General features: G+C 69.2%; 12 protein-coding genes, 4 pseudogenes and 1 riboswitch. Of the genes and pseudogenes, 13 read left to right on the forward strand and 3 right to left on the reverse strand.

The window, feature by feature from the left end:
* Positions 1–196, reverse strand: a pseudogene (locus tag ABD385_RS39740) (hypothetical protein); the annotation flags it as partial.
* 97 nt (positions 197–293) lie between these two features.
* On the opposite strand from ABD385_RS39740, the gene ABD385_RS39745 reads away from it, so the two are divergent.
* Together ABD385_RS39745 and ABD385_RS39750 are read left to right on the forward strand one after the other, a co-directional pair.
* Positions 294–1,181 (forward strand): DUF5655 domain-containing protein, encoded by an 888-nt coding sequence (locus ABD385_RS39745; protein ID WP_344584971.1) that lies wholly within the window; start codon positions 294–296, stop codon positions 1,179–1,181.
* 208 nt (positions 1,182–1,389) lie between these two features.
* Positions 1,390–2,233: pseudogene (locus ABD385_RS39750) on the forward strand (hypothetical protein).
* A 351-nt stretch (positions 2,234–2,584) separates the two neighbouring features.
* Here the strand turns inward: ABD385_RS39750 and ABD385_RS39755 are convergent.
* Positions 2,585–2,950: pseudogene (locus ABD385_RS39755) on the reverse strand (transposase); the annotation flags it as partial.
* A 256-nt stretch (positions 2,951–3,206) separates the two neighbouring features.
* Between ABD385_RS39755 and ABD385_RS39760 the strand changes: the two are divergent.
* From ABD385_RS39760 to ABD385_RS39800, 9 genes and pseudogenes are all read left to right on the forward strand, one after another.
* Entirely contained in the window at positions 3,207–10,712 is a 7,506-nt protein-coding gene (locus tag ABD385_RS39760) for an SDR family NAD(P)-dependent oxidoreductase (protein ID WP_344584973.1), read from the forward strand.
* Positions 10,713–10,735: 23 nt separating this feature from the next.
* Positions 10,736–11,479 (forward strand): thioesterase II family protein, encoded by a 744-nt coding sequence (locus ABD385_RS39765; protein WP_344584975.1) that lies wholly within the window; start codon positions 10,736–10,738, stop codon positions 11,477–11,479.
* Positions 11,476–12,945 (forward strand): MFS transporter, encoded by a 1,470-nt coding sequence (locus ABD385_RS39770; RefSeq protein WP_344584977.1) that lies wholly within the window; start codon positions 11,476–11,478, stop codon positions 12,943–12,945. Before ABD385_RS39765 ends, ABD385_RS39770 begins: the two co-directional genes overlap by 4 nt.
* Before the next feature lie 621 nt (positions 12,946–13,566).
* The gene (locus ABD385_RS39775; RefSeq protein ID WP_344584979.1) at positions 13,567–14,520 is read left to right on the forward strand and encodes an aldo/keto reductase; all 954 of its coding nucleotides are present in this window, start codon (positions 13,567–13,569) and stop codon (positions 14,518–14,520) included.
* A gap of 97 nt (positions 14,521–14,617) precedes the next feature.
* Positions 14,618–15,453 (forward strand): annotated as a pseudogene (locus ABD385_RS39780) (IS5 family transposase).
* 665 nt (positions 15,454–16,118) lie between these two features.
* Entirely contained in the window at positions 16,119–16,619 is a 501-nt protein-coding gene (locus tag ABD385_RS39785) for a hypothetical protein (protein WP_344584980.1), read from the forward strand.
* 251 nt (positions 16,620–16,870) lie between these two features.
* A riboswitch (M-box (ykoK) riboswitch) is annotated at positions 16,871–17,044 on the forward strand.
* 347 nt (positions 17,045–17,391) lie between these two features.
* On the forward strand, positions 17,392–17,835 hold the full coding sequence (locus tag ABD385_RS39790) for a winged helix-turn-helix domain-containing protein (protein ID WP_344584982.1): 444 nt from the start codon (positions 17,392–17,394) through the stop codon (positions 17,833–17,835).
* 67 nt (positions 17,836–17,902) lie between these two features.
* Positions 17,903–18,286 carry a hypothetical protein gene (locus ABD385_RS39795; RefSeq protein WP_344584984.1) on the forward strand — a complete coding sequence of 128 codons (384 nt, stop codon included), beginning with the start codon at positions 17,903–17,905 and terminating at the stop codon, positions 18,284–18,286.
* 205 nt (positions 18,287–18,491) lie between these two features.
* Positions 18,492–18,794, forward strand: a complete 303-nt coding sequence (locus tag ABD385_RS39800; protein WP_344584986.1) for a hypothetical protein — start codon at positions 18,492–18,494, stop codon at positions 18,792–18,794.
* Between the two features lie 457 nt (positions 18,795–19,251).
* Here the strand turns inward: ABD385_RS39800 and ABD385_RS39805 are convergent, their stop codons facing one another.
* A complete protein-coding gene (locus ABD385_RS39805) occupies positions 19,252–19,830 on the reverse strand; it encodes a TetR/AcrR family transcriptional regulator (RefSeq protein WP_344584988.1) in 579 nt (192 codons plus the stop codon).
* 80 nt (positions 19,831–19,910) lie between these two features.
* On the opposite strand from ABD385_RS39805, the gene ABD385_RS39810 reads away from it, so the two are divergent.
* Positions 19,911–20,684 carry an oxidoreductase gene (locus tag ABD385_RS39810; protein WP_344584989.1) on the forward strand — a complete coding sequence of 258 codons (774 nt, stop codon included), beginning with the start codon at positions 19,911–19,913 and terminating at the stop codon, positions 20,682–20,684.
* A 39-nt stretch (positions 20,685–20,723) separates the two neighbouring features.
* Positions 20,724–21,092: a VOC family protein gene (locus tag ABD385_RS39815; RefSeq protein WP_344584991.1), complete on the forward strand. Its 369-nt coding sequence runs from the start codon at positions 20,724–20,726 to the stop codon at positions 21,090–21,092.
* The last annotated feature ends 460 nt before the right edge of the window (positions 21,093–21,552 follow it).

A 21,552-nucleotide genomic window follows, 5' to 3' on the forward strand; every position in this document is an offset into this window, starting at 1 on the left:
CGCGTGTGCTGCGGCCGATGCGCAGCACACGGCAGGGGAACTCCCCGCGCCGGACCAAGTCGTAGCCCTTGGCCCGCGAGAACCCGAAGGCCCTGGAAGCGTCTTCGACGCTGCCGGTTCCGCCCCATGTGGTGCGGATGCGGGAGGGGCTGTACAGGGCGTTCATGTCCGGCATCACGTCGTTCTGGCTGTGCATCTGTGGAATCTTCGGTCCCGTTCGAAAGGGTATTGGTAGCGGAAATATCCCTGGGCCCTGTGATGTTCGGTTCTGGCGTCGGGATCGTGCAGGGGGAGTGGTGGCGCTGAAGCTGTTCAACACGCAATGCGGTGTGACCGAGGTCGTGCCGCGTCTTGCTGAGGTCGAGGCGGATATACAGGGCCTCGTTGAGGCGCACATGGAGACGATGCTGGGTGTCACGTTCCTGGCGAGCGAGTACGTCATCGACTGCGTCGACGGCGGTCGTATCGATTCGCTGGCACTCGACGAGAACGGTGCACCGGTCATCATCGAGTACAAGCGAGGTACCGCCGCCGGGGTAATCAATCAGGGCCTGTATTACATGGCTTGGCTCACGACCCAAAAGGACGCCTTCCGGAACCTGGTCCGTGACCGGCTCGGTGTTACGGCCGCGTCCCAGATCCTGTGGAGCGCACCGCGGCTTATCTGCGTGGCCGGAGACTTCACCCGCTACGACGCGCACGCCGTTCGCGAGCATCGGCGCAGCATCGACCTGGTCCGCTACCGGTATTTCGGCAGTTACCACTTCGGCCTGGAGACCGTGGCTTCGGTCACTGGGCAGTCGGCCGCTTCCCAGCGGGTTCGCCGGCGCATGGCCGGGCTGCCGACCGCCCGACGGCAGGGCGGCGCGATGACCGAGCTGGCTGCGGCGGTCGACGAGGCGATGGTCGGCCTCGGAGGAGGCATCACACGGGTGCAGCGCAAGCAGTACACCGCCTACCAACGGCTGCGGAACTTCGCCTGCGTCTGCCCGCCGCAGCAGACCAAACTTCTCGTCTACCTCAAGGCCGACCCGAAGAAGGTCGACCTCGTTCCCGGGTTCACCCGGGACGTGACGGGGCTCGGTCACCACGGCACCGGCGACCTGGAGGTGCAACTGCGTACCGAGCGGGATCTGGAGCGCGCGCAGGAGCTGTTCCGGCTCAGCTACGCCGCGGCGTGACGGGCCAGGGGCAGGTACTGCATGCCGTGTGGCGGTGACGTTGTGGATCGTCGCTGTGCTGCCTTTCGACGGGCGGTCAGGAAGTGGCGGTGGAGCTACGAGTATTCGGCGGATCCCCGGTTTCGGTAACCGGGGATCCGCCGCTATATTGCCGCCCCATCTGTGAAGGGCCGGACTGCTGAGGTTCGGGCTTGGTACGTTCTGGGGCATGACGCTGCGTTCGGTGGATCTGCGTAAAGAGCCGGTGGAAGCCGTACTGGACCGTGTGGAGCGAATGCTGCGGGTGCGCCTTGACCGCGAGACTGTGGTGCGTAAGCGCCGGTCTGTGGGGGCGCGTACGGACCGCGATACGTGGGTGCGCATCGAGCGGCGCGGGCTCGACCGGATCGGGGTTCAGGGCGGAGACGGCACCGCGTCCGCGGAGGCCCTGCGGGGGATCGCGAAGCCGGCCTGGCTCGCCGGTGTTGCGTGGCGGGACGAGGCGGAGCCGGTGATGTGGCGGGCGGGCGGACGAGACGGGACTGCTGCCGGGTGCGCCGGTAGGGAGTGCCGTGGTGGCGGAGGACCCGCAACTGACTGAGCAGTGGTGGGCTTCGCTGAATGCTTCACTAGAGGCCCTCGCCGCGCAGCACACGAACCGGATTGCTACACCGGATACTGAGACCCTCACGCAGGAACTGATCACGGGAACGATCCATAGTGTCTTCCCCGGCGTGGATACGGCGGTGGCCGATTGGTGCCCGGCCCATGCGGATCTCAACTGGGCGAATGTGACGGCGCCGGTGTTCTGCGTGTTCGATTGGGAGGACTGGGGCATGGCTCCGCGCGGCCTGGATGCGGCAAATCTGTGGGGGGCCTCCCTTGCTGTCCCGGCTCTGGCCGACCGCGTCCGCAGCGAGCGGTGCGACGATCTGGCGAGCCGGGACGGCAAGCTGATGTCCCTGTTCGTCGCCGCGAAGATCCTTGGCCCCTACTCTGATCCCGAGGACCCCCGCCTGGTCCCTGCGCGGAAGACGGCGGAGCAGTTGCTGCAGGAGCTTCAGACAGGCTGACGGGCCTTGAGGAGCTGTCTGTATTCAGGTTGTAGGAACCGTCTTCGGGCGTCCATGTCAGTCCAGGGTGGGCGCGTAACAGCAGGTCAGGCATCGCAGTCCGGGGGAGTCGACGTAGTTGGTGACAGACGTGTGAGAGCGCCGGTGATACAGCGAGGCCCGCCGGAAACCACCGCACGGAGCCGTGAGACGCCGAGCGCTCCGGCGCGGCTTCGGCGTGAGATCGGCTGCGCTGGCACGCACGATGCGGTCGCTCCTTATGCAGTCCGTGTTCCACGAGACGCCTTCTCGGGCGACCGATTTGAGATCGCACACGCTCAGCCCTCCGTACGACTGATCGTTTCGGAATGAGGTGCGCAGGCGGCGGAGGCAGATGAGGCTGCATGCCAGCCCGAGTCGGCCCTGGCGGAGATCGGCGCGTCGCTCATAGCGGATGCGGAGGCGTTTGAACTGGTGCAGCCAGGCGAACGCGCGCTCGACCACCCAGCGCACTTTCCCAGTCCGGAACCGTGGGCGACGCCGCCTCGGGCGATCATGGGTTTGACGCCGCGCTTACACAGCAGGCGGCGGTACTTGTCGAAGTCGTAGCCCCGGTCAGCGTACAGACGTCGGAGTTGCGGCGGGGCGTCCACGGATCAGTGGGACTGTGTCCAGCAGCGGCATGAGCTCGGTGAGGTTGTGGCGGTTCCGGCCGGTGACTGTTACGGCGAGCGGGATGCAGGGGCGGTGACGATCAGCTTCTGCACCGCGAGAGGTCTCCGCTCGAGCACTTGTCGTCGCCAGCCAGTGAGGCCGTCTGACTCAGCGGGGATCTGTCCGGCCAGGGGTGTGATTGCGCCCAGCGCAGCGCCGTACCACCGCTCGGCCCGCCGCGCCTCAATGTGTTGTCCCACTCCTTGTCGACGGCCGTAACCCAAGATCGGCGCGGCGAGTTGTCCGGGGCGTGACCCAGGCGAATGATCACGCTCCCCCGATGTCCGATGCTTCCGCAGCACACGCCGTGCCCCCGACCAGTCCTGCCCCGCTCGGGCATGCCGAGGCCCGTGGCGGAGACATCGCAGTGGTGGGGATGGGCATCCGGCTGCCCGGAGGGATCCGGTCACTGGATGGGTTGTGGGCGGCGCTGGCGGAGGGCCGGGACCTGGTCGGCGAGGTGCCGCGCGACCGGTTCGACGTGACGCGGTTCGTGTCGGCCGACAAACGTCCGCGCGCCGGCCGCATCTACACGTCCGCGGGCGGCTACCTGGACGACGTGGCCACGTTCGACGCGGAGTTCTTCGGTATCTCGCCGAAAGAGGCATCCGTGATGGACCCGCAGCACCGGCTGCTTCTGGAGTGCGCCGTCGAGGCGTTCGGCGATGCGGGCATCGATCCGTCGGCACTGGCCGGCAGCGACACGGCGGTGATCATCGGGGTGTCGTCGCACGGGTACGGCGATCTGCAGCAGCGGCGGCCACGCACGATCAACGCCTATTCCATGAGCGGCATGGCGTCCTGCAACACCGCGAACCGGGTGTCGTACTTCTTCGATCTACATGGTGCTTCGTTCGCGGTCGACACGGCATGCTCGTCGACGTTGACCGCCGTGCACCAGGCGTGCCAGGAGGTGCGTTCCGGGCACAGCGCGCTCGCGCTCACTGGCGGTGTCAACGTGCTGCTCAACCCCTGGGAGAGCGTCGGATTCGCTCAGGCATCGATGCTCTCGCCCACCGGTCGGTGCCACGTGTTCTCCGAGCACGCGGACGGTTTTGTACGATCGGAGGGTGCCGGTGTGCTCGTACTCAAGCCGTTGACGGCTGCGCTGGCGGACGGTGACCGGATCCACGGGGTGATCCGCTGCAGCGGCGTCAATGCGGACGGCCGTACGGTAGGGCTGGCCCTACCGAGCGCGCGCAGCCAGGCCGCGCTGCTGGAGAGGGTGTACGCCGAGGCGGGCATCACTGCGGCCGAGGTCGCATATGTCGAGGCCCACGGCACCGGTACCCAGGCCGGCGATCCGGTGGAGTGCACGGCGCTGGGTGAGGTGCTCGGGCGGCGCCGCACGGCGGGGGCGCCGCTGCCGATCGGATCCGTGAAGTCGAACCTGGGGCACCTTGAGGCGGCGGCCGGAGTCCCCGGCCTGCTCAAGGCGCTGCTGGTGCTGAGGGAGCGGCGGATTCCCGCGACGCTGCACACGGCTCCCCTGAGTTCGCGGATCGACTTTGCGGGGCTCGGTCTGGATCCGGTGGCTGAACCTCGTGACCTGTCAGGGCAGCAGCTCGTGGTCGGGGTGAACTCTTTCGGTTTCGGCGGGGCCAACGCCCACGTGGTGCTCACCTCCGCCCCGGAGACACGCGACCGGTCCGGCTCGGACAGCGCCGACGGCCTTCCGTACGACCACTCGCGTTCCGGCCGCCGAGGCCCGCTCCCGCTGGTGATGTCCGCCCGTACACCCCAGGCCCTGGAGGCCGCCGCCGTCCATTGGGCCGAGCATCTGGAGGGGCTGGTCCCGGAGGCTTTCTACGACACGGCCTACACGTCGTGCCGTCGTCAGGCCCGGTACGAGCATCGTGTCGCGTTGTTGGCCGACGATCCGTCGGCGGCGGTTCGGTCGTTGCGGCGGGTGGCACGAGGTGAGCCCGCGCCGGGCGCGGCTCGTGGGGTTGGTGTGGAGCGTGGCCGTATCGGATTCGTCTTCAGTGGTAACGGCTCACAGTGGGCCGGCATGGGAGCAGAACTCCTCGGTGCCGACGCCTCCTTCACAGCTGAGGTGGAGGCGATCGATGAGGCGTTGCGGCCCCTGCTCGGCTGGTCGGTCAAGGAGGAGATGTCCGCACCGCGGGGGGAAGAGGTGTGGCAGCGGACCGAGATCGCCCAGCCGATGTTGTTCGCCCTGCAGGCCGGGCTGGTCGCGGCGCTCGCGGCACGCGGTTTCGCCCCCAGCGCGGTGTGCGGGCACAGCGTGGGCGAGGTCGCGGCCTCCTACTGCGCGGGCGCCCTGGACCGTGCGGCCGCCTGCGGGGTGATCGCCGCACGCAGCCGGGCCCAGGGCGCGACCGCTGGATGCGGGAGGATGGCCGCCGTCGGGCTCAGCTCCTCGGACGCCGAGAAGCTGATCTTCGAGATCGGCCAGGCGAAGCGACTGGTCGTCGCCGGGATCAACAGCGTCCGTGACGTGACCGTCGCCGGGGACGCCGATGCGCTCGCGAAACTCGGCGAAGAACTCGGCGAGCGCAATGTGTTCTTCCGCGATCTCGGGCTGGACTACGCCTTCCACAGCCCGGCCATGGACGAGCTGCGCGGGCCCCTCGCAGCCACGCTGTCAGGGCTGCCGACGCGGCCCGCCCGCATCCCCCTGGTCTCCGCAGTCACCGGGAGGCTCAACGGTGACGCGGAGCTGGACGCCGACTACTGGTGGCGCAACGTCCGCGAACCGGTGCGGTTCGCGGAAGCGGTGGACGTCCTCGTCGGCGAGACCGGCTGCGATGTCCTGGTGGAGATCGGCCCGCACCCGGTGCTCGGCGCGTATCTGCGGCGTGCCACGACGGATGCCGGACGGCCCGTCGCCGTGATGGGCACGCTCACGCGCACCGCCTCCGGCCCCGGCGCGCTCGATGCCGCCGTCGCGCAGTTGCTGGCGTGCGGAGCCGAGACCGACTGGAGCGTTCCCTTCCCGGAACCGGGACGGGTGGTCGACCTGCCCGCCTACCCATGGCGGCGCGAACGCTACTGGAACGGTGCGCCCGGATGGTGGCTGGAGACCCCGGCCGAGGACGAAGGCGAGCCGACAAGGCCGCCCCACGCGCTGCTCGGCGCACGTCTGCCCGGCGCACGACCCGCCTGGCAGCAGGAGTTCTCCTCCGGCGCGCGGGGCTGGCTGTCCGACCACCTGGTCGGCGAGACGGTCGTGGTACCGGCGGCCGGCTACGTGGACATGGCCCTGGCGCTCGGCCAAGCCGTACACGGCGCACCCGTCGAGGCGCACGACATCTCGATCAGCCGTGCGCTGAGCCTGCCGGGCGACGACGAGGACCGAACCGTGTCCGTCCACACCGCACTGGAGCGAGACGGCGCCTTCACCGTCTCCAGTCGCGACGGCCGTGGGGGTACGTGGATCGAGCACGCCCGCGGCAGAGTGCGTGAGCTGCTGCGCGCGTGTCCGCCCGGCGCCGACCTGCAGGCGCTGCGCGCCCGTCTGCCCCGCGAGATGAGTGCGGCCGACCACTATGTACTCTGTGCCCGCGCCGAACTGCCCTATGGTCCCGCGTTCCGTACCCTGACCGGCCTGCGCACCGACGCCGGCGACGGCCGTGAGGTGCTCGCCTCCTACGCCGCCACCGTCGACCTCGCCGACGCTCCCCTCGCGCACCCGACTCTCCTCGACGGCGCGTTCCAGGCGGGCCTGCCGCTGCTCGCTGCGGTGACCGACCAACCGGCCGATCTTGAGGGCACACCGGCCGCCTACCTGCCCGTCGGCATCGATACCGTGCGTTGCTGGCAGCCGCTTCCCCGGACCGGTCTGATCCATGTGCGTCTGCGTGCCCGCACCGCACACGAGGCCGTCTGGGACTTGACCGTCATGGCCGACGACGGCACCGTGGCCCTGGAAGCGCTCGGGTGCCGACTGCGCCGCTTCGACGCGGCACGCGCCCGCGTGCCCCAGCAGCTCGCAGAGGTCCTGCGCGCCGTCCCCCTGCCCACGCCCCCCTCCGCCTCGCCCTGGCCCTCGCCCGCAGTCACCCTCGCTGCCTGCGCAGCGGAACTGTCGCAGGCCGTCCAAAAGTGGCGGGCACACCCGTACGACCGCGCCCGCGCCCAGGGCCTGCGCCTGAACGCACACCTGACGGCGGCAACCGTGGGCGAACTCCTGCCAGAAGCACATGAGTTCACCCTGGACGACCTGTTTGCGGCCGGTGTGCAGCCCCGGCACCGCAAGCTGCTGACCGCCCTGTTCGAGAACGCCGTGGACCAGGGCGTGTTCACTGCCCACGAGGACGGCCGGTGGCGCCTGGCCGAGGAACCACAGCCGCACCGGCTCTTCAGGGACGTGCTCCTGGCCTTCCCGGCCGAGGCCACCGCGGTGCAGACCTATGGCGTCTGCGGGCTGCATCTGGCGGACGTGCTGCGCGGGCGGACCGATCCTCTCGCGCTGCTGTTCGCCGAACCGGACTCCCTCGCGGCGCGTTTCTACGACAGCACGCCCGTGATGCACCACCAGTACCGCACCGCCCGCCTCCTGCTCCAGGCAGCCGTCGCCGCCTGGCCCGAGCGTCGGCCACTGCGCGTGTTGGAGGTCGGCGCCGGAACCGGCGGACTGACAGCGGCGCTCCTGCCGCATCTGCCACCAGAGCGCACGCACTACACCTACACCGATGTCTCCTCGGCCTTCTTCCCTGCGGCCCAGGAGCGTTTCGCCGACCACGACTTCGTCCACTACCGCTGTTTCGACCTCGAAGCCGACCCGGCCGCCCAGGGCTTCACCCCTGCGTCGTACGACCTCGTCATCGCGGCCAACGTGCTGCACGCCACGCGGGATCTGCGGCGCACCCTGCACCGGATCGGCGACCTGCTGGCCGACGGCGGACAGCTGCTTGCCTTGGAGAGCCACGACCCGGCCGCTCTCACACCGGTGTTCGGCCTGCTGGACTCCTTCTGGAGCGCCGAGGACACCGCGCTGCGTCCGAACGGACCGCTGGTGGCACGCGAGCAATGGCCCGGACTGCTGGAAGAGTGCGGATTCGCGGGCACTGTGCAATCCGGCGATGCCACACAGCCCGCGAATGACCACCACTCCGTCATCCTCACCGCCAGGGCCACTCGCCTCACGCCAACGACCGCAGTGCCTGATCCGCGTTTCGCACACCCTCCCGTGGTGGCCGATCTGACCGGTGGGCCGCTCGCGCTGGCGGCTGCCACGGCCCTGGGTGTCGCTGCACGGCCCGCCAGTGAGACCGCGCAGCGATGGTCGGAACTCCTCGTGGAGACCGACGACGTGATCCTGCTGGCCGAGCAGAGCGGAGTCGGCGCGGCCCTCGCCACGCAGACTGCCGTCCGCCACCTGGCCGTGCTGCGAGCCCTGGCCACAGCCACCCGGCAACTGCCGGAGGACCGCGCGATCACCGTGTGGCTCGTGGTGTGCGGAGCCCAGGACATCCCGCCGTCCGCCGCCGCGGCCGTGTGGGGAGCGGCCCGCAGTCTGGCAAACGAGCAGCCACGGCTGGCCGTCCGGCGCATCGCCCTGGCAGCCGGAGCCGAGGACAGGCTCACCGAGGAGCTGACGGCCCGTCCGGCCGACGACGAGGTGTTGCTGACTCATCAGGGCCGGTTCGTGACGCGGCTGCGCCCCTACGCGTCGCATCCGGTGCCCGCTCCGGGGACAGGGATGTCAGGAGCTGCCTCCTCATACACCCTGACCCTGGACGATCCTGGTCTGCGCTACCGGCTCGGCTGGCGCCCGGCCCGCATGCCCCGGCCGGCAAAGGGTGAGATCGTGGTCGAGGTCGCGGCCGCCGCTCTCAACTACCGCGACATCATGACCGCGACCGGCCTCGTACCACCGCCCGCGGCACCTCGTGGACTCGACGCGGAGCCGCTCGGTCTGGAATGCGCGGGCACGGTCGTCGCCGTAGGAGCCGGCGTCGAACACATCAGCGTCGGCTCCCGGGTCGCTTGCCTGGCCATCGGCTGCTACGGCTCACACGCCCGGACCCGCGCAGACCGGGTGATTCCGCTCCCGGACGGCATGGACTTCACCGAGGCCGCCACGATCCCGACCGTCTTCCTGACCCTCCAGCACGCCCTGGACCACCTGGCCCGCCTGCAACCCGGCGAAACAGTGCTTGTGCACGGCGCGGCCGGCGGCGTGGGCCTCGCCGCCCTGCAGTACGCCCAGCACATCGGCGCCCAGGTCATCGCCACCGCCGGCAGCCCCGCCAAGCGAGATCTGCTGCGGCTCCTGGGCACCGAGCACGTCCTCGACTCGCGCACCCTGCGCTTCGCCGACGAGGTCGACACGATCACCCGGGGCCGGGGCGTGGATGTCGTCCTCAACTCCCTGGCCGGCGAGGCCATGGCGCGCAGCGTACGCGTCCTGGCACCTCACGGCCGGTTCGTGGAGCTCGGCAAGCGCGACTTCCTCGCCGACAACTCTCTCGCCCTGGCACCCTTCCGTGACAACCTCTCCTTCTACGGAGTGGACGTTGCCGCCCTGCTCACCGACACCTCCCCGCTGGCCGACGCTCATCTTGCGTCGATCACCCGGGCCGTCCACTCGGGCGCCTACCGTCCGTTGCCCCACCGCACCTACCCGGCCGCCCGGATCCGCGAGGCGTTCGTCGCCATGCAGCACTCGCGGCACATCGGGAAGATCGTCGTCACCTTCGACGCCGCCGAATCTGTGCCCGTCCGCCCCGCCGCCGTTCCCCTCGACCTGGACCCCGACGCCAACTACCTGATCACCGGGGGGCTGGGCGGCTTCGGCGCCGCCACCGCCCGCCACCTGGCCTCCCGAGGGGCCCGTCACCTGACCCTGATCGGCCGTCGCGGCGCACACACACCCGGCGCTGCCGAACTGACCTCCGACCTCACCGCGCTCGGCGTGCGAGTCGATGCGTATGGCGCCGACGCGGCCGAGCCGGACGCTGTGCGCCGCATCCTCCACGACCTCGATGCCGAAGGGCGGCGCCTGGCCGGAGTCGTCCACGCCGCGATGGTGCTCGATGACGCCCCGCTACAAGAACTGGACGACGACCGGGTACGCGCCGTTCTGGCTCCCAAGATGACGGCCGGGCATGTGCTGGACGAACTGACTCGTGACCGCCCGCTCGACTTCTTCGTCGTCTACAGCTCGGCCGCCGCCGTGTTCGGCAACCTCGCCCAGTCGTCGTACGTAGCCGCCAACCTTGCCCTCGAAGCCCTCGTACGCGACCGACGCCGGGCCGGACTGCCCGCCCTCGCCGTGCAGTGGGGCGTGATCGCCGACAACGGCTACGTGCATCGCACCGAACGCAACACCGAGATGACGGCACTGGGCATCGAAGGACTCGCCACTGCCGACGCGCTCGCCGTCCTGGAGCGGCTCCTCGCTGACCCCGACGCCACCGCGGTCACCGTGGGACACCTCAACTGGGGAAGACTGCAGCGCTTCCTGCACATCCTCACCGCACCACGTACGGCCGAACTACTGCCGCCGGCCGAGCACACCGACGGAGCGGAGCGCCTGCGCCACGTGCTGGAGCAGGCCACGCCCGACGACGCGGCCGTACTCGTAGAGGACGTCCTGGCCGAACTCCTCGCCCACGTCCTGCAGACCACGGCCGACCGCGTCGACCGGACCCGGCGCCTGGACCAGCTGGGCGTGGACTCCCTGCTGGCAGCCGAACTCGCCACCCTGCTGCAGCAACGGCTCGGCTGCGAACTGCCCACCATGGAACTCACCGGACTGCCGAACCTCGGCGCGCTCGCCCAGCGCGTACTCGGCCTCCTCAACGCCACCCGCTGAACACGCCGATGAGGACCGCACCCATGCCCGCACTTGTTCGCCTCGCCCACCGCCCAGAGGCAGCCGTACGGTTGTACTGCCTGCCGCCCGGTGGTTCGGGCCCGGAGTTCTACCAGCCCTGGGCCGACCTGCTGCCGGCCACCGTCGAGCCGTACTCCTTCGCCCTGCCCGGCCGAGGCAACCGCCGCGACGAGCCGTCACCGACCGACCCGAGTGCACTCACCGCCGCACTTGCCACCCTCACCGACGATGCCACCGACTCACGGCCCTTCGCCCTGTTCGGGCACAGCTTCGGCGCCCTGCTCGCCCACGAAACCGCACGACGCCTGCGCCGCACCGCTCGGCGCGAGCCCGCGCTTGTCGCTCTCTCCTCCCTTCCCGCACCCCACCATCGGGATCTCGAACGGCTCCTGGCCACCCTGGTGACGTCGGGCCTCGACAGGTTCACCGACTTGGTGGGGCCCCTCCCCAGCGAACTCTTCGAAGATCCGATGACCGTGACCCGCCTGTGCACGCCCCATCTCGCCGACCTGGTCCTCGCACTGCACCACCGCCACCACGACGAACCACCCCTTCAGGCATGCCTGGCCCTGTATGGAGGCGAGGCGGACCCCTTGGTTCCGCCCGGCTGTCTGGAGGGCTGGAACGACCTGTTCACCACCCCCACGACGCCCTACCTCTTCGCCGGGCGCCACACCTACCCGCTGCACCAGGCCCCCGCCCTGGTGCGGCAACTCGCCAAGGACCTACAGAGGGCCATCCGGTGAGCCGTGACCATGAGCGCTGGCCGGCTGCTGTCGTCGTCTGCCTCGGCGTGTTCCTGCTCGGCATGGATCTGACCGTCCTCAACGTCGCCGTACCCGACCTGGACCGCGACCTGAAACCCTCCATGGCCCAAGTCCAGTGGATCGTCGACGCCTACGCCCTGGTCCTCGGCGGCATCGTCCTGACCGCCGGAGCCCTCACCGACCGGATCGGCCGACGCCGAGCCTTCGCGATCGGCATGGCGATCTGCGGCACCACGTCCGCGCTCGGAGCCCTCGCCGAGGAACCGGACTGGGTCATCGCCGCGCGCTGCGGCATGGGCGCCGGGGCCGCCCTGCTCATGCCCGCCACGCTGTCGATCATCACCAACCTCTTCACCACCCCCGCCCCACGCCGCCGGGCGATCGCCCTCTGGGCCGCCTCCCTCGGCGTGGGCGGCATGACAGGGCCCGTCCTCGGCGGCGCTCTCGTCGAGGGCTTCTCCTGGCGCGCCGGATTCTGGGTGAACGTCCCGATCGTGGCCGTGGCCCTGCTGCTCACCCCGCTCGTCGTACCGAAGAGCGGACCCCGTGCCGGAGGCCGCAGCGAGGAGCGGGTCGACCTCCTGGGCGCGATGATGTCGGCGTGCGGACTGCTCACGCTGGTCTGGGCGGTGATCGAAAGCCCCTCAAGGGGATGGACGAGCACACCGGTGCTGACCGGATTTGCCCTGGCCGCCGCTCTGCTGTCCGGGTTCGTCGCGCACCAGAAGCGCCGCGACGACCACGCGATGCTGCCGCTGCCCCTGCTGCGGCTGCCCGGCGTGGTGCGCGGCGCCACATCTCTTACGCTGCTGTCCTTCGCGATGTACGGAGCACTCTTCGTCATCACCCTCTACCTCCAAGGCGTCCTCGGCTACACCCCCTGGCAGGCCGGCGTCCGCACTCTGCCCCTGGCCGCAGCCCTCGCCGCGGGTTCGCTCGCAGCACCGAGACTGCTGGCCCGACACGGTGAACGAACACCGATCGCGGCCGGACTCCTCCTCGTCACCGCGGCGTTTGCCGTCCTGACCCGCACCCGGTCCGACTCCGGCTACGGGCATCTGCTCGTCTTCGAAGTCATCGCTGGGCTGGGCGCCGGCCTGGTCGCGGCCGCCGGTACGGAGACCGTCATGGGCGCGGTCCCGCCCTGCCACGCCGGACTGGGATCGGCGGTCAACGACGCCACCCGCCAGGTCGGAGCCTCCCTCGGCGTCGCCGTCCAGGGTTCCGTCCTCAGCACCGTCATCACCGACCGCTTGGGCCCCATGGCCTCGTCGGCCACCCCGAGCGCCGTACTGCCCCCCTTCCCGGCCGCACGGCAGGCGTTCGTCGACGGCCTCACAGCGAGCGCCCTGACCGCAGGGAGCGTCAGCCTGGCAGCCACCCTCGTGGTCATTCCATGGCGCAGCACAATTCCGGACGCCGCGACGTCTCATGAGGGACTTTGAGCCGACTCAGGTTCAAGGACGGACACGCACCGGACTCTCCCGTGGCTGCTGTGCCCTCCCTGGCGGAGGCAGTGATCGGCACCGAGGTGTTCCCGGCCACAGCGGCCGGATACCGAGAACGGCCGGAGTGGAGGGGGCAGGCTCCTTCGGGGCGGCCCTGCCCCCATAACCTGCTGGCCCAGGGCGTGGAAGTGTTCGACGTGAACCGGCCCGACTGCCCCCGACGCGGCAAGTCGGACCCGCCCGATGCCCAGAACGCGGCCCGGGAGGCCGAGTCAGGCGATGGACCGGTGCGGAGTGCGCGGTTGTACAAACTCGCCTAGGGTTCGGCAGTCAAAGGCCCGCGCCGAGGCGATCAACCGGCTCAAGGCCGTTCTCGTCAGTGCCCGAGCCTGCAGGAAGAACTGGCCAGGCTGACTCACATCAGCTCGTGACCAGCGAAAGGATCTTCGGAGCTCATGCTGGCAGCGGTGCTGCAGGAACACGGGAAGACCATGCGCGCCGGGACCGTGCGGTACACAGCTCCCCGCGGACCCATCGCAGTACGCCTCAACTGCCCGCTGAAGTAGGCGCGCAGAGATCGCAGGAACTTCAGGCGGGCGAGCGCACGTTGGTCTTGACGTGACTGAACTTCGCACCCTCGGCTCGTCCGACATCCGCGTCTCCCCCCTCTGCCTGGGAGGCAACGTCTTCGGCTGGACCGCCGACAAGACCCAGTCGTTTGCGGTGCTCGACGCCTACCTTGCTGGCGGCGGAAATTTCATGGATACCTCCGACTCCTATATGAATTACTTCGCCGGCAACGAGCCGGGCCAGTCAGAGCGCATCATTGGCGACTGGCTCGCCGCCCGCCGTAACCGCGACGACGTGGTCGTCGCAACGAAGGTTGGTGACCACCCTGAGTACATGGGCCTTGCGCCTGCCAACATCAAGGCCGCTGCCGAGGAGTCCTTGCGGCGGCTGCGTACCGACCACATCGATCTCTACTACACCCATTTCGACCGGGACGAGTCCATCCCCGTGGACGAGATCATCACGGCTCTCGACGATCTCGTGAAGGCCGGCAAGGTGCGTGCCATCGCGGCCTCCAACATCAGCGCCGAACGGCTCTCCGCGTCGCTGGCCTTCTCCGATCGGGAAGGGTTGGCCCGCTACGTGGCGCTGCAGCCGCCGTACAACCTCGTCTCACGCGATACCTACGAGGGCGCGCGGCGGGATGTCGTGCAGCGTGAAGGGCTGGCCTGCGTTCCGTACTTCGCACTGGCCTCCGGCTTCCTCACCGGCAAGTATCGGCCCGGGAAGAGTGTGGAGAACGTGCGCAACGTTCCCGGACTCGCCGGTGGCTACGCAGACACTGAACGCGGCGTGAAGGTGCTCGACGCATTGGAGCAGATCGCGACGGCACGGGGGGTGGAGATGGCCACAGTGGCGCTGGCCTGGCTCGCGGAGCAGCCGACCGTGACCGCGCCGATCGCCTCGGCACGCAACGTTGAGCAACTGCCTGCGCTCTTCGCCGCGCAGGACCTGCATCTGTCGGACATCGAGCTGCAGACTTTGACGACCGCCTCTTCCTGACCGGGGCGCGGTCGGGGGTTACGGGCCCCGGTCGCAGACCGGGCACAGGTCCTGGTGATCATGGAGATGCGACGCCCTGTGATCACTTGGGAGACCTGTGCCCGCGCTGCCATCATGGTTGACAGAACCGCTCTGGGACCAATTCGCGATCCTGCTTCCCCGCAGGCCGGATTTTCACCCGGACCATCCTCTCGGCTGCCACCGCCGGCGTGTCAGCGACCGGGTCATCTTCGACAAGCTCCTGCAACTCTTGCGTTTCGGCTGCTCTTACGAAGCGATCGCCGACACGACTTGCTCGGCCACCACTATCCGCAGCCGCCGTGACGAGTGGATCCGACTCGGCGTCTTCGCCAGGCTCAAACAGATCGCGTTGGATTCCTACGACCGGATCGTCGGTCTCGCCCTCGATCACATCGCCGTAGACGGCTCCATTACCAAGGCTCCAGGAGGCGGCGAGGCCGCTGGCCGGTCACCGGTAGACCGCGGCAAGCAGGGCTTGAAACGCTCAGGTATGACGGATGGGTACGGAATACCTCTGGGCCGTGTCCTGGCCGGCGCTAACCGCCACGACTCTCTGCTGCTTGCTCCCACGCTGGACCGCCTGGACGACCTTGGCCCGTTGCCATCACTGTGCACTTGGACGCCGGTTACGATTCGGTCAAGACCCGCGCTCTGCTCGAAGAGCGCGGTTTTCACGGCCACATCGCGCACAAAGGTAAGAATGCACCAATCCAGGCCAGCCGGCGTTGGCACGTGGAGCGCACCCACGCCTGGCAGAACGCCTTCCACCGGCTCGCCCGCTGCTACGAGCGGCGAGCCACCATCATCGACGCCTTTTTCGATCTCGCCGACACGATTATCACCGTGCGTAGCCTGAGACGGCAGGCGTGGGTGACCCACCGCTGGAACGAACGCCCGAACCGCCGACCGTGACCCACGCCCTACCTGCGCGACCTCTAAGACGCCCGTCGCGCACGAGACCCAGACCTGCGCCAGACAGATCGCGCGTCGCCAGCCGACCAGTGATCGACGACCACACGGCGCCGAGCAGTGCACGGCAAATGGTGGGCGAAGCGGATGCCGAGTGGCTGCCGACGTCCTCCGGGGCGGCGACCGTCGGTTCCGTGCCGCTCCCGTCCAGGATTCGGGTCCGCGGCGAGGCCGTCTCCGGCCTGGACGCCTTCACCCGCCGCAGCCTTCCCGTTCTCCTCGCCGGTCCGCGGAGCCCGGTCCCTGGTACGCATCACAGACGACCTGAGCACCGTTGGCCTGGCCCACCGTCGCTCCGCGCGTCGTCAGATTCCCCCCGCGGCGGCTCTGCTCACCGGTGCCGCCGCGCTACCGACCGCGAAAGAGACGCCAGTGGAATCCTTGCGCAGTTCTTACGCAATCGGCGCTCCCGTAAACGAAGTTGTGGGTAAGTGGCCCAGTGCTGGTGGAGCGCGGACGTTCTCGCCGGATGGCCGCGTGCCTGCTGAGGCTGTGTCAAGGCGCCGGTGCCGGGGCCGCCATCCCCTGATGCCGGCGTCAGCCACTGACCCCACCGCACCGAACCGGAACACCGTCTGGGGCAAAGCCCCTTGACCGGGAGCCAAAGCATGACGATCTACGAGCACCTGCCTCACCCGCACATCGCCTCCCGGCGCGCTCAGGGGCCGGTGAAAGTCACCGATCAACTCCCCGCGGGCAATGCAGTCAGCCGGTTCAACACCAGGATCGCGATCCTGGTCACCCGAGTGGTCGGCAGCATGTGGTGTGCCTACGCGTTTGCACTGTTCGATCTGATCAGCCTCCCGGACGCGATCCAGGCCGGGGCGTCCGCCATCGTCTCCTGGGTTGCGCAGACGTTCCTGCAACTGGTGCTGCTCTCCGTGATCATGGTCGGCCAGAACGTGCAGGCCGCCGCGTCGGACAGGCGTGCCACGGCGACCTTCCACGATGCGAGTGCGACCCTGCATGAGGTGGCGCACGTGCAGGCCCATCTCGCCGCGCAGGACGCTCTGTTGACCCGAATCGCCGAGAGGATCGGCCTGGAACCCGTACCTGTCGCCGAAACGCTCTCGGGTGACGATGCGCTGGAACAGTCATCAACCGAGTGATGTGCCGGTCGCTCCCGCCGCCGCTGTTCGCCTGACTGCTCGACGTACTTGCCCGGGGACCGGCGCAAGCTCCAGTTGTGGGCGACCAGGCGAGTCGTCAAGTCCCGTCGACGGAGCCGACGGCCTGCCGCGCCAAGTCGTCAATGGCCCCACACATCTGCGTAGCGAGCTGATGGGCGGTATGTCGTTAAGACTTGGTCAACTAGTTGCGCCGATGCGCAAGTAGCGAGCATGCTTGTGGACGTTTGAAGGAGGCACCTCGTTCGGTGAGGCGTCTGTACGGATACAGGCCACTGACCCCACGACGTCGAGAGACGCCCAGGTTCAGGACAGGTCTCCCCGACCTAAGGGGTGACCCCAAGTGGCTTCCCCGGCACGGGGATTACGCCGTGCAGTGCCAAAGCTCTGACGAGTAGGGGTGAACCGGCTATGGGGCCCGGTCCGCTCTCTGCCGCGTCGAAACGGCCCAATCGCGCGCCCGACCGGAAGGAGGCGAGAAACATGGACGACAGCAGTGGTAGTAGTCCGAGCCACAGTAGGTCGCTGACCCGTATGTCCTTCTCGACCTCCGGTACGCGATAACCCCTTCTCCCTACGCGTTCGCGGATCCCCTTCGCAAGTCACCCGTGCGGCCTCGCCGACCCGGGCGGCCGGGCTGCGCGCCCGCAGGGCAAGCATTCCGCGCGCCATCGAACCTCTCGCCCACACCCGGCACGTGACGGGGTTTCACCGTCACCTTCGCTGACAGTCCCCCGACCCGAGAGAGGCAGCCATGAAACTCCACCACCGGCCTGTCCGCCACACGTTGCTGGCCCGGATCTCCGGCGTGCGCCGACGCCACGACTCCGTTCCACGTCCGCTGTCGACGCCGCGGGAGGCCGCGGATCTTCCCCAGGCGCCGGTCCACCGTATCCGCGGCCTCGTCGTCGACCACGGAACCCGTCGGGTGTCGGCCGGCGGACGGCAAGTGAATCTCACCTGCATGGAGTTCGAGCTCCTCGCTCATCTGGTGGCCAACCGATGCCGGGTCTACACCCGCGAGGAGCTGATGGCGCTGGTGTGGCAGCAGTCCGCCATGGGAGGCATGCGCACGATCGACGTACACATCGCCCGGCTGCGCCGGAAGCTCGGTCCCGGGCACCGGGCGCTGATCCGCACCGTACGGCACGTCGGTTACGCCTTCGAGCCGTCGGCCACGACCAAGCTCCGCAGTTGAAGAAGGGACGGCCGACGACTCGTTCGTCGGCGTTCGCCGCCCTCGAGAGTCTCCAAGGGACACCGTCATGCGATTCCTGTTCCGTTCCTCCATCAGGCAGAACAACCGCCCCGGCACCGAGACGCCAGTCGCCCGGTCACGCGAGCTGGTCACCCTCCATGTCCACTGCGACCGGGGCGCCGAGAACAAGGTGCGCGCGCTGTGCGTGCTGGCCATGGGCCGGCCCGGCGCTCGTGTCGAGGCCGTGCGCGTCGATCCGTCCGATGCGTTCACCGCTCACCTGCGCCTGACGGTCACCCTGGACGGCACGGCCACCAGTCTGCTGGACCGGCTCCTCGACATGCTCTCCGGCATGCCGTCCGTGCGGGACCTGCACTGGCACCGACACGACGTTCCTGGCAATCTCGCCGTCACCACGGATAGAGGATGCCCTGGTACTTGCGCTCGCTGAGTCCGATGTCGTCCTGTTCCCGGCTCGCACGACCGCCGTGCCGCTCACGGTCACCGAAATCGCCACCGCGACAACGACGTTGGAGGCTGCGGCCGGCCCTGCTCTCTGCCGCCCCGTGGCCCGCCCGGCACCGGCGCGCGTAGACGGCCGAGGCGAGAACACGGCGGAACGCGGGGCGGTCGTTCGTTCGACATATCCTTGCGCTGTGGCGGACTGGTGGCGTTTTCTGGTGAATGCGTTCTGGGCTGTGGACCGGGCGCTGGGTGGGCAACGGCGTCCGACCCGGATTCAGAAATGGGTGGCCCGACACCCGGTAGGCGCCGGCCTGTGCATGGCTGCGCCCTTCACGCTCGCCTTCTTGATGTTGTCGCGTGAGGACGAACCCGACGACCCCTTTTTCGCCGTGCTGTTCGGACTGCTTCTGGCTGTCGTCTTCGGTCTCACGGCCGTCTCGGAACGGCTCCGACAGCGCCGTCTCAAGCGTCTGGGCCTATGGGACGGATCATGAGGCCAAGGCTGATGGGGGCGTCCGGTGCTCGGCTCCCGAAGGGCGGTGCGCCAGCCGCCTCTGGGACGGACCGTCGTCCCGTGCTCGGGCGTTGGCGAGGCGGGAGGAGTCGGCGCCGGTCCTGATGCGGATGCCGTTGATGGCCCGTTGATCCACGACGGCCGCCCGCAGACGCGGGCCGAGCCGATCGCTCGGCAGTGACATGGTGGCGCCGGCGAGCCGATTCAGCGAGCTAGGTGAGGCGTGGGGCAAGGCGCATGGTTGCCTTCCTTCGCCCTGCGGTGCCGAGTGGGGGTGGCGGTGGGTGGGGAGGTCCCGCCGCCACCCCGGTAGGGGAGTGGCCAAGTGCCGAGGCCAGTGCTTCAGTTGCCGAGGGCTACCTGGACGATCTTGCGGACGCCCCGGACCTGGACGAGGACGATGACGGGCAGGAGTAGCACGCCGCGCGCCCTTCGGCTCACGTCGCGTGAGGGGCGCCGTGGCGTAGGCCGTCGAGGAGGAGGTTGGTGATCTGGCGGGCTTCGTCGAGCCACCCGTCGCTCACGCGCATGGCGCAGATACCGCCCAGGGCCCGCAGCAGGGTGGGGCCGGTGACGTCGCCGCGGACGGTGCCGGCCGCGGATCCGGCCTTGAGGAGGCGGGTGAGGGCGTCGCCCATGCGGATGCGGGCGTCGTCGAAGACCGGTGAGTCGCTCGCCATGATGCTCTCCAGCGCGACGGACATCCCCTTGCCCACGGCCGCGTGGTCGACCAGCAGGAGCAGGAAGCGGCGCAGGGCCTCCTGTGGGGCGTGGTGCTCCAGCAGCTGCTCGGGTGCGGCGCACAGGTCGTCGACTTCCTTGCGGTAGACCTCCTCGATCAGTGCCTCGCGGGTCTCGAAGTGCCGGTAGAGCGTTCCGACGGCGACTCCGGCGCTGCGGGCGATCTCTTCCACGTGCGCGTCGGTGTCACCGGCGAGGAATGCTTCGCGGGCAGCGGACAGCAGGGCTTCACGGTTGCGGCGCGCGTCGGCGCGCAGCGGGCGTGGTGACGGCAAGGAACCTCCATAAGGTGAGTCCGGTTCCGTTTATGTGTATCGTTTCCGGAGTCAGGTTCATCTTACGGAAGGACTATCCGATGCCGAGCACCGATGAGGGGCTGGAGGGCCTACGGGTCCTGGTCACCGGCGGCAGTCGGGGCCTGGGTGCGGCGACCGTGCGCCGGTTCATTGCCGCGGGCGCGACCGTGCTGACGGCCTCCCGCAGTCGGCCCGCCGCGGACAGCGGCGCCACCTTCATGCCGGCGGACCTCTCCACTCCGGAGGGGGTGGCCGACCTCGGCCGCCGCGTCATCGACCACATGGGCGGCGTGGACGTCCTCGTGAACAACGCCGGCGCGGCGAGCCCCCCGGCACCGACCCTGAGCAGGTCGGACGAGTCCTGGCACGCGGACCTGGGGATGAACCTCCTGAGCGCCGTGCGCCTGGACCGGGCCCTGGTGCCGGGCATGGTCGAGCGGGGCTCCGGCGTCGTCGTGCACGTCTCCTCGATCGCCAGCCAGCTGCCCCAGCGCACGGAAGCCTCCTACGCCGCAGCCAAGGCCGCACTGAACGCCTACAGCCGCGAACTGGCCACCGAGGTCGGCGAACACGGAGTGCGCGTGGTCTGCGTTCTTCCCGGCTTCGTCGTCACCGACGGCGCCACCGCCCACCTGCGGCACATGGCCGAGCAGCAGGGCGTGACCACGGACGAGATCACCCGCCAGATCGTGGACCACCTGAAAATCCCCATGGACCGCCCCGGAGACCCCGAGGACGTCGCCGAGATGATCGCCTTTCTCGCCTCCAGCCGCGCGAAATGGCTCACCGGAGCACAGTTCCGCGTCGACGGCGGCATCCTCCCCACCGTCTGAACACCAGCCAGCACCAAGAACAGGAACAGGACCATCACCATGCCCCTCGCCCTGACCTCCGTGATCATCGACGCCGCCGACATCGAGACGGAAGGTTCCTTCTGGCACCGCCTGCTCGGCGGTTCGACCACCACCACCCCCACCCACCACTTCATCCAGGCCCCCGGCCTGCCCGTGATCGTCGTCCAGTCCGCCCCCGGCCACACCGCCCCGGGCTGGCCGAACGGCGCCCCCCAGCAGATGCACCTCGACTTCGGCGTCGAAGACCTCGCGACCGCCGACCGCGCCGCCACCGACGCCGGCGCCACCCGCCTGCGCCCCACAGAGGAGCCCAGCTCAGACACCAGCACCGGCAGCCGCGTGTACGCCAGTCCCGCCGGACATCCCTTCTGCCTCCGCGCGGCCTGAGACTGCCATCGCTCATCGTGGGCGCCTGTCGTCAAACGATGGCGAGCTCAAGCGGTCAGCGCATCAATGCTGGAATCACCGCTGAGACCTACGGCGCGGCACTGGTGAAGACATAGGCCCCCTGCGACGCCACGGCATAGCAAGGGGGCCAGGCACGTGCCGGGCGGGCACGGAAAACCGACCTGTCCAATGGGCACAGAGCCAGTGGCCGACCGCTAGAGGGAACCGTAGTCCGGTTGTACGCCTTCTTCGGCCTTCGTTGCGCGGGGCGGAAACTTCCTCGGCTACCGACCAATCCGCGCGCACGACAGCTCCGAATCCCGGGCATGAACACGCGACGGAAGACCCTTGTGCATGCGGCGCTGGGTGCGTTGAGCGGCCTGGTGGCCGGTTACGCGGCGCTTGCCATGGCGGAGTTGGTCTCGGTCGCGGTTCGTCCCGAGGCCAGCCCGGTCACGGC

Source organism: Streptomyces lunalinharesii (assembly GCF_039532155.1).
GTDB classification, from domain to species: Bacteria; Actinomycetota; Actinomycetes; order Streptomycetales; family Streptomycetaceae; genus Streptomyces; species Streptomyces lunalinharesii.